8 protein-coding genes are annotated in these 8882 nt (G+C 47.5%); 6 read left to right on the top strand and 2 right to left on the bottom strand.

Annotation, left to right across the window (positions count from 1 at the left end):
• Positions 1-479: 479 nt before the first annotated feature.
• The 4 genes from holA (at position 480) to BUB85_RS13840 (ending at position 5454) form a co-directional block, all read left to right on the top strand.
• Complete coding sequence (holA, locus tag BUB85_RS13855) at positions 480-1460, top strand: DNA polymerase III subunit delta (RefSeq protein ID WP_073111529.1); 981 nt, start codon at positions 480-482, stop codon at positions 1458-1460.
• Positions 1461-1503: 43 nt separating this feature from the next.
• Positions 1504-3318, top strand: a complete 1815-nt coding sequence (gene lepA, locus BUB85_RS13850) for a translation elongation factor 4 (RefSeq protein ID WP_073111527.1) — start codon at positions 1504-1506, stop codon at positions 3316-3318.
• A gap of 7 nt (positions 3319-3325) precedes the next feature.
• Positions 3326-4570 (top strand): radical SAM family heme chaperone HemW, encoded by a 1245-nt coding sequence (gene hemW / locus BUB85_RS13845; protein WP_073111525.1) that lies wholly within the window; start codon positions 3326-3328, stop codon positions 4568-4570.
• A 143-nt stretch (positions 4571-4713) separates the two neighbouring features.
• A complete protein-coding gene (locus tag BUB85_RS13840) occupies positions 4714-5454 on the top strand; it encodes a TraX family protein (protein ID WP_073111523.1) in 741 nt (246 codons plus the stop codon).
• Between the two features lie 10 nt (positions 5455-5464).
• Here BUB85_RS13840 and BUB85_RS13835 read toward each other — a convergent pair whose 3' ends face one another.
• Together BUB85_RS13835 and BUB85_RS13830 are read right to left on the bottom strand one after the other, a co-directional pair.
• Positions 5465-6019 carry a chromate transporter gene (locus BUB85_RS13835; RefSeq protein WP_073111521.1) on the bottom strand — a complete coding sequence of 185 codons (555 nt, stop codon included), beginning with the start codon at positions 6017-6019 and terminating at the stop codon, positions 5465-5467.
• On the bottom strand, positions 6016-6573 hold the full coding sequence (locus tag BUB85_RS13830; RefSeq protein WP_330392328.1) for a chromate transporter: 558 nt from the start codon (positions 6571-6573) through the stop codon (positions 6016-6018). The genes BUB85_RS13835 and BUB85_RS13830 overlap by 4 nt, the downstream gene beginning before the upstream one ends.
• Positions 6574-7075: 502 nt before the next feature.
• Between BUB85_RS13830 and hrcA the strand changes: the two genes are divergently transcribed.
• A complete protein-coding gene (gene hrcA / locus BUB85_RS13825; protein ID WP_073111519.1) occupies positions 7076-8131 on the top strand; it encodes a heat-inducible transcriptional repressor HrcA in 1056 nt (351 codons plus the stop codon).
• A gap of 14 nt (positions 8132-8145) precedes the next feature.
• Positions 8146-8853: a nucleotide exchange factor GrpE gene (gene grpE / locus BUB85_RS13820; protein ID WP_330392327.1), complete on the top strand. Its 708-nt coding sequence runs from the start codon at positions 8146-8148 to the stop codon at positions 8851-8853.
• Positions 8854-8882: the final 29 nt, after the last annotated feature.

Below are 8882 nucleotides of genomic sequence, written 5' to 3'. Positions count from 1 at the left end.
TTGGCATTCAGACCACCTTCTTCCTTGTGTTTTATGTCTCCATTGTACTAAAAACTCAGGAAAAAAGCGAATTCACATAGATTCACCTATGGTGAAAATGACTGTGGATAAGTAATGTTTTTCAATGTTCAGTTGTTGTTAAATATATTCAAAAGCCATAGAATTTGGCTTTGAATCAGAGTTATTTGAAAGATTGAAAGAGTAATCCACAATGAATTAAATTATTCAATCACAAACAATTGGTTATCCACCAATTACCGAAATAATATCGCAAAACAGGTTTTAAAAATTCTCTGTTTTGTACAAAAATTAATTAGTTCCCCAAGGGGGTTCTGAACAGTTACCAATTTTTTTAATATGTTATGTGGTTGACAAGTTTCCTGGAAAAAGTTATCGTAAATAGTAATCGATGACAGGAGAGTGCGGTGTGCAGAACAATCCGCGGTATTAAATAGAAAGAATCAGAAGCAGGAGATACTATGAAAAGTCTAAATGAAGACCTGAAAACAGGACAGTTTAAGCAGATATATCTTTTATATGGGGAAGAAAATTATCTGAAGAAGCAGTATAAGGAAAAATTGAGCAAGGCCATGCTGGCGGACGGGGACACCATGAATTATGCCTACTATGAGGGCAAAGGAGTGGATGTCAGGGAAGTGATCGATCTGGCGGAGACATTGCCGTTTTTTGCGGAGCGGCGCGTGATCGTATTTGAAAACACCGGATTTTTCAAGAATGCTGCGCCGGAGCTTGCGGACTACATCGAAGGGATGTCGGAGACCACGTCCTTTCTATTTGTGGAGAATGAAATTGATAAGCGTGGCAGATTATACAAGGCGGTAAAGAAATACGGCCGCATTGTGGAAATGTCTTCCCAGGATGAGAATACGCTGAAACGCTGGATTCTGGGGGCGGTAAAAAAAGAAAATAAGCAGATCAGTGATCGGACACTGACACATTTCCTCTCTCTTGTGGGAACGGATATGGAGAACATTCAGAAGGAACTGGAAAAATTATTCTGTTATACTCTTGAGAAAGAAAGCATCACGGAGGCGGACGTGGACGAGATCTGCATCACCCAGATGTCCAATCAGATCTTCGACATGATCAATGCGGTTGCGGACAAAAGACAGAAGAGGGCGCTGGACCTGTATTATGACCTGCTGGCGCTGAAAGAGCCGCCCATGCGGATTCTCTATCTGATGGCACGGCAGTTTCGTCTGCTGCTCCAGGTGAAGGATCTGCAGAAAAAAGGATTTGGGAGAAAAGATATTGCGAGCAAAGCAGGGCTGCATCCCTTTGCGGCAGGCAAATATATGGAGCAGGAAAAACATTTCAAAAAGCAGGAGCTCCGGGCAATCCTGGAGGACTGTGCAGACACGGAGGAACGGGTGAAAACAGGACGTCTGGGGGATACGCTGGCAGTGGAACTTTTCATTGTAAAGTACAGCATGGCATGATAGAATAGGAAAGAATGTAATTTGAGCAGTAGGAGGAAGTAAATTGGCTACAATAGATCAGAGTAAGATTCGTAATTTTTGTATTATCGCACATATCGATCACGGCAAATCTACACTTGCAGACCGGATTATCGAGAAGACGGGACTGCTCACGAGCCGTGAGATGCAGGCGCAGGTGCTGGACAACATGGAACTGGAGCGGGAACGTGGAATCACCATCAAAGCCCAGAGCGTGAGAATCGTATACAATGCACAGGACGGGGAGGAATATGTGTTCAATCTGATAGATACCCCTGGACATGTGGATTTTAACTATGAGGTATCCCGGAGTCTCGCGGCCTGTGACGGAGCGATTCTCGTGGTGGATGCCGCCCAGGGCGTGGAGGCACAGACGCTGGCGAACGTCTATCTGGCGTTGGATCACGATCTGGATGTCATGCCGGTCATCAACAAGATTGACCTGCCAAGCGCCGATCCGGGGCGTGTCATCGAGGAAATCGAGGACGTGATCGGAATTGAGGCGGCGGATGCACCACTGATTTCGGCGAAGACGGGATTGAACATCGAGGAAGTGCTGGAGCAGATCGTCAAAAAGATTCCGGCACCGCAGGGGGACGCAAACGCACCGCTGCAGGCACTGATTTTTGATTCACTGTATGATTCCTATAAGGGTGTCATCGTGTTCTGCCGCATCAAGGAAGGCAGAGTAAAAAAAGGAACCCAGATCCGCATGATGGCGACAGGGGCAGAAGCGGAGGTTGTGGAGGTCGGTTATTTCGGAGCCGGTCAGTTTATTCCGGCGGACGAGCTGAGTGCAGGTATGGTAGGCTATATCACCGCAAGTCTGAAAAATGTGAAGGACACCCGTGTCGGTGATACCGTGACGGATGCGCAGAATCCCTGCAGTGAACCGCTGCCGGGATACAAAAAAGTAAATCCGATGGTGTACTGCGGATTGTATCCGGCAGATGGTGCAAAATATCCGGATTTGCGGGATGCACTCGAGAAACTGCAGCTAAACGATGCCTCTCTGCAGTTTGAGGCGGAGACCTCCATTGCGCTGGGGTTTGGATTCCGATGCGGATTCCTCGGACTGCTGCATCTCGAGATTATCCAGGAGCGGCTGGAGCGCGAGTACAATCTGGATCTAGTGACGACCGCACCGGGCGTTATCTATAAGGTATACAAGACCAACGGAGATGTGATCGAACTGACCAACCCGTCGAACCTGCCGGATCCGTCAGAGATCGATTACATGGAGGAGCCTATGGTTAAGGCGGAGATCATGGTGACAGCGGAATTTATCGGTGCAATCATGGATCTGTGCCAGGAGCGGCGCGGAATTTATCAGGGTATGGAGTACATTGAGGAGACCCGCGCGGTTCTGCGCTACCATCTTCCGCTGAATGAGATTATTTACGATTTCTTTGACGCGCTGAAATCCCGTTCCAGAGGGTATGCTTCGTTTGATTATGAGATGCTCGGCTATGAGCGGTCTGAGCTTGTGAAGCTGGATATCCTGATCAACAAGGAAGAGGTGGATGCCCTGTCCTTTATTGTACATGCGGGAACTGCTTATGAGCGCGGGAGAAAGATGTGTGAGAAGCTGAAGGAAGAGATTCCGAGACAGCTCTTCGAGATCCCGATCCAGGCGGCAGTCGGCAGCAAGATCATTGCCCGTGAGACGGTCAAAGCCATGCGTAAGGACGTTCTGGCCAAATGTTATGGCGGCGATATCACGCGTAAGAGAAAGCTGCTTGAGAAACAAAAAGAAGGAAAGAAGAGAATGCGCCAGGTCGGCAATGTAGAGATTCCACAGAGTGCATTTATGAGTGTATTAAAATTAGATGATAAGTAGTGAGAATATGGGAAAACAGATGGAGCTATATATTCACATCCCATTTTGTGTCAGCAAGTGTGCGTACTGTGATTTCCTGTCCGGGCCTTCGGACGCCGGAACTATCCGGCGTTACGTCGAGGCTCTCACAGCAGAGGTACGTGCCTGTGGAGAAATGTATCATGACCGGATCATAACAACGGTGTTTTTTGGCGGTGGAACCCCATCCATCCTGACTGAAGAGCAGATCGTTGTTATTTTTCGTGCGATGCGGGAAAGCTTCCGGCTGGCTCGGGATGCGGAAATCACAATCGAGATGAATCCAGGAACCGTGACAGAGGGGAAACTACGTACTTATCGTGAAGCTGGAATCAACAGGCTCAGTATCGGACTACAGTCTGTCAATGACCGGGAGCTTAAAATGCTGGGAAGAATCCACACATTTGCGGATTTTGAGACGACGTATGCGCTGGCGAGAAAAGTGGGATTTCAAAATATCAATATGGATCTGATTTCTGCAATCCCCGGACAGACTGTGGAGAGCTGGCGTGGGACACTGGAGAAGGCGGTGTCCATGAATCCAGAGCATATTTCGGCATACAGCCTGATCGTGGAGGAGGGGACTCCGTTTTATGCCCGGTACGGAGAGGGCGGAGAAGGACTTCCGTCGGAGGACGAGGAGCGGGAAATTTATGACCTCACCCGGCGTTTTCTGGAAAAGTCCGGGTATGAGCGCTACGAGATATCAAATTATGCGAAACCAGGATTTGAATGCAGGCACAACAAAGGCTATTGGGAGCGCACCGATTACCTTGGAATCGGAGTAGGGGCGGCCTCGCTGGTGAACAACCAGCGGTTTTCCCACATACGTGACGTGGCGGAATACATCAGACTGCTCGCACAAGAAAACTGCAGTGGCAGGAAAGGTGCAGAATCGGCGCCAATCAAAAGTGTGTCGGGACAGACGGCGGCAATCAAAAGTGTGTCAGAACAGAATGCGTCAGAGCGGATCGAGAAGATTGTGACAGAACGGGAAACTTTGGATGTGCAGGCACAGATGGAGGAGACCATGTTTCTTGGCCTGCGTGAGATGAGAGGCGTTTCAATTCCGGAGTTTGAAGCGCAATTTGGAAAAACCGTGCAGGATGTGTACGGCAGAGTCCTGTCGACTATGGAAAAAGAAGGACTTCTCCGTGTGAAGGACGAAAGAATCTGTCTGACAGAGCGCGGAGTTGACATCAGTAATTATGTGATGAGCCAGTTTCTGCTGTAAGCTCCTGCTGAGGCAACAGCAAATCAGATGGCGGCAAATCAGATGCACATAAATCGAATAGTGATAAATCAAATGTATATCAATCGGAGAGCCATAAATTTTACAGAGATAGATCAGATAAAACGCAGGAGGCGAGAAAAAAGATGGAAGTGACAGAAAATACAGGCAGTCAGCTGAGAGACAAAATCGGTCTGTCAGGAAGCACATTGAAAATGATCGCGATCATCACCATGCTTATCGATCACATCGGAGCGACGATCGTGCTTCGTATTCTGATTCAGACACAGGATCCGCACATGTTTTTGATCTATCAGATTCTGAGAAAAATCGGCAGGATATCATTTCCTATTTTCTGCTTCTTATTGGTGGAAGGTTTTCTTCACACCCACGATGTAAAAAAATATGCGTTGCGTCTCGGAATTTTTGCGGTTATTTCAGAAATTCCATTTGATCTGGCACTGACGAGAGATCCGAGTCTGTATAATGAGCACCAGAATGTGTTTCTGACACTGCTGATCGGTCTTCTGGTGTTGGCGGGGCTTCGCTATATCGAATGCAGGCTGTCCATGTATTCCGTGGCACAGATGGCTGCTTACCTGCTGTGTGTTTCCGGTGGAATGGCACTGGCGTATTTCCTGAAGACAGATTACGATTACAGGGGTGTGATCTGCATTGTGATTTTATATCTCAGCAGAAACAACCGCCTGCTCCAGTGCGTCCTGGGAGCGTTGTCCTTTCTGTGGGAAATCCCCGCCTCCGCTGCATTCGTATTGATTTACTTATACAACGGAAAACGGGGATTTCAGATGAAATATTTCTTCTATTTATTCTATCCGGTACATTTGCTGATACTATATGCTGTAATTCGGTTTATGCACCTGTAGCAAATTGCGGTTAGAGTTTAAAGACAACTCCGAGAATTGCACCGGCAAGGATCCACACAAGAGGGTGGATCCTTTTTAATTGCTTCATCTGAAGAAGTCCGAAGAAGACAATGCAGATGATGATGTTGGCATATGCCGGAATGTAAGTGGTGCCCGTGACGGTGAAGAGAGAGATTTTGCACAGCTCCAGAACAGCGTACAGAATCAGTGCCGCAACGGTCGGCCGGATTCCGTCAAAGGCGGCCTTGACAATTGGATTGTCACTGAAATTCTTCATGAATTTGGCGATGACCATGATGATGACGAGCGCCGGCAGAACAAGAGATAAGGTTGCCAGGAGCGAGCCGGAGATTCCGGCAGCCTGAAAACCCGCGTAGGTAGCCATGTTGATTCCGACCGGACCGGGGGTACTCTGGCTGATGGCGACCATGTTGCCGAATTCACCGGTGGTAAACCAGTCATATCGTGTGGTTAGATCCAGAAGAAACGGAATGGTGGCCATGCCGCCGCCGACGGAGAAAAGTCCGATTTTAAAAAACTCATAAAACAGATGGAGATAGATCATGACCTGTCACCTCCCTTTTTACTGCGAAATCGTGCATAGATGACACCGAAAACCGCGGCGAGAACGATGACGAGAGCTGTTGGGATCGGGGAGAAGGTGGCCAGAAGAAAAGCAGCCAGAAATAAAAAGACGCCAATCTTATCCTTGATTCCCTTACGCGCCATCATCACAACGGTGTCCAACATCAAAGCACAGACGACAACGCGGATTCCGGCGAATGCGTGGAGCAGTACCGGTGTGTCCATATATTCTTTCAGTGCGGATGCAATCAGTAGAATAATAATGATAGAAGGCGTCACCTCCCCCAGAGTGGCGATGATCCCGCCCAGGACTCCGGCCTGCTGGAAACCAATGTAGGTGGCGGTATTCACAGCGATGATACCGGGGGTACACTGGCCGATCGCATAGATATCCAGCATCTCTTCCTCGGTGGTCCATTTGTATTTATCGACGACTTCTCTTTTTAACATAGGGAGCATTGCGAGACCGCCTCCGAATGTAAGAATTCCTATTTTAAAAAAACTTACATATAATTCCCATAATTTTTTCATCATAATAAGTAGCTCCTTGTGTGTTGTCTGCACTGCGCAGGATCAGCTCTGGTTCTGCTCCGGCACTGCGCAGGTCCTGTTCTGGCATTGTTCTGATCCAGTACCGGTGCAATCCTGGTATATCTGCATGGACTGGACTTCACGCATTAGTATATACTCTCTGCCTGCAAATATCAATCAATACAGTGATGATTTCACCGCCTGCAGGCAGTCTTACGTTTCTGTTCACACGCAAGCTTGACACCTGCTGTCAAGATATGCGCCAAATACGCTTTTGCACGCTGCAGCGCGGCGGACATACGGCATGAGAGCAGACTGTAATACAGAGTTGGCATAAGGTGTGAAGTACGGAAAAACAGGAACGCAAAAATTAAGAATAAGAATATAAAAAAAGTCTAAACATGGTTGACAAATGAAAAGTGGAGTGATATCTTAATAACGTAAGGTGTTAGCACTCAAATATATCGAGTGCTAATAAAGGAAAAACTGGTAAGGAGGTTGAAGAATGGCGAAGGATTACAACCTGAGCGAGAGAAAGTTAATCATACTCAAGGCAATCATTAAGAACTATTTGGAGACCGGAGAGCCGGTTGGTTCCAGAACCCTTTCAAAATACACAGAGTTAAACCTGAGTTCCGCGACAATTCGTAATGAGATGTCGGATCTGGAGGATCTGGGCTATATACTTCAGCCTCACACCTCGGCGGGACGAATCCCGTCGGATCAGGGGTACCGCTTATATGTGAATATGCTGATGGAAGATAAGGAGCAGGAGATCGATGACCTCCGGGAGTCTATGCTGGAGAAAGCGGATAAGATGGAGAAGATTCTCAAGCAGGCTGCAAAGGTGCTGGCGAACAACACGAATTATGCGACTATGATATCGGCGCCGATGAACAGCAGGAATACGCTGAAGTTTATTCAGCTGTCTCAGGTGGATGAGGAGCACATTGTAGCCGTGATTGTTATGGGCGGCAATGTGATTAAAAACAAGATGATCAGTGTGGGCGAAGAGCTTGGCAATGAGAATCTTCTGAAGCTGAATCTTCTGCTGAACAATACTCTGAACGGAATGTCGATCGAGGCAATTAATCTTGGCCTGATTGCGAGACTGAAGGAGCAGGCAGGCATTCACAGTGAGGTGGTAGGAGAAGTACTTGACGCGGTGGCAGAAGCCATTCACGTGGAAGACGACATGGAAATCTACACCAGTGGTGCGACGAACATCTTCAAGTATCCGGAGCTGAGTGACAACCAGAGTGCACAGGAAATTATCAGTGCATTTGAGGAAAAGCAGCAGCTGGCAGAATTGGTCACAGAGACGCTGTCGAGCGAGGCACACAACGGAATCCAGGTATATATCGGAGAAGAAACTCCGGTGAAGACCATGAAGGATTGCAGCGTCGTGACTGCGACGTATGAATTAGGCGAAGGAATGAAGGGTACCATCGGTATCATCGGACCGAAGCGAATGGATTATGAACATGTTATGAAATCGCTGAAGAAGCTGCAGATAGAATTGGATGCGATTTATGATAAAGAACCAAATAAAAGAGAATAGAAAGGTGACGGCCAATGGATAACAATATGAGTAAAGAAGACATGGTCAGAGAAGCTGTGGAGGAGGCAAAAGCCAAGGCAGCAGAGCAGGAAGAACAGCAGACAGAGGATATGACAGAGAATACAGACGGGGATGCAAAAGACACAGTGGCAGCAGCAGAGGAAACCGCTGAGGAAACAGCAGAGGCCACGGCTGAATCAGAAGAATCCGATGTGTCTGAAGAGACTGATTCGGAAGAAAAGCCGGAGAAAAAATCTAAATTATTTGGCAAGAAGAATAAGAAAGACAAAAAAGATGAGAAGATCGAGGAACTTAACGATCGGCTCACACGTCAGATGGCAGAGTTTGACAATTTCCGGAAACGCACAGAAAAAGAAAAGACACAGATGTACGAAGTCGGAGCCAAGGATATTATAGAAAAGATCCTTCCGGTGGTAGATAATTTTGAGCGAGGTCTGGATGCGGTGGCAGAGGAAGAAAAGGGACACCCGTTCATGGAAGGCATGGAGAAGATTTACAAACAGCTGATGACAACGCTGGAAGGCCTGGAGGTAAAACCGATCGAGGCAGTCGGACAGGAGTTCAACCCGGATTTCCACAATGCGGTGATGCATGTGGAGGATGAAAGTCTTGGGGAAAACGTTGTGGCGGAAGAACTGCTGAAGGGGTATATGTACCGTGACAGTGTTGTGAGACACAGTATGGTGAAGGTAGCAAACTGACACAGAGTTCTTGACAAAGTATTATAGAG

The organism is Hespellia stercorisuis DSM 15480 (assembly GCF_900142165.1).
In the GTDB taxonomy this organism is placed as follows: domain Bacteria; phylum Bacillota; class Clostridia; order Lachnospirales; family Lachnospiraceae; genus Hespellia; species Hespellia stercorisuis.
The sequence above is the reverse complement of the archived record's forward strand: the minus strand, read 5'-3'. Positions and strand labels throughout refer to the sequence as shown.

Coding starts and splice junctions, on each gene's coding strand:
- holA (WP_073111529.1), top strand. CDS start 480: ATGAAAAGTCTAAATGAAGACCTGAAAACAGGACAGTTTAAGCAGATA.
- BUB85_RS13835 (WP_073111521.1), bottom strand. CDS start 6,019: ATGATCTATCTCCATCTGTTTTATGAGTTTTTTAAAATCGGACTTTTC.
- BUB85_RS13840 (WP_073111523.1), top strand. CDS start 4,714: ATGGAAGTGACAGAAAATACAGGCAGTCAGCTGAGAGACAAAATCGGT.
- hemW (WP_073111525.1), top strand. CDS start 3,326: ATGGGAAAACAGATGGAGCTATATATTCACATCCCATTTTGTGTCAGC.
- hrcA (WP_073111519.1), top strand. CDS start 7,076: ATGGCGAAGGATTACAACCTGAGCGAGAGAAAGTTAATCATACTCAAG.
- BUB85_RS13830 (WP_330392328.1), bottom strand. CDS start 6,573: ATGATGAAAAAATTATGGGAATTATATGTAAGTTTTTTTAAAATAGGA.
- grpE (WP_330392327.1), top strand. CDS start 8,146: ATGGATAACAATATGAGTAAAGAAGACATGGTCAGAGAAGCTGTGGAG.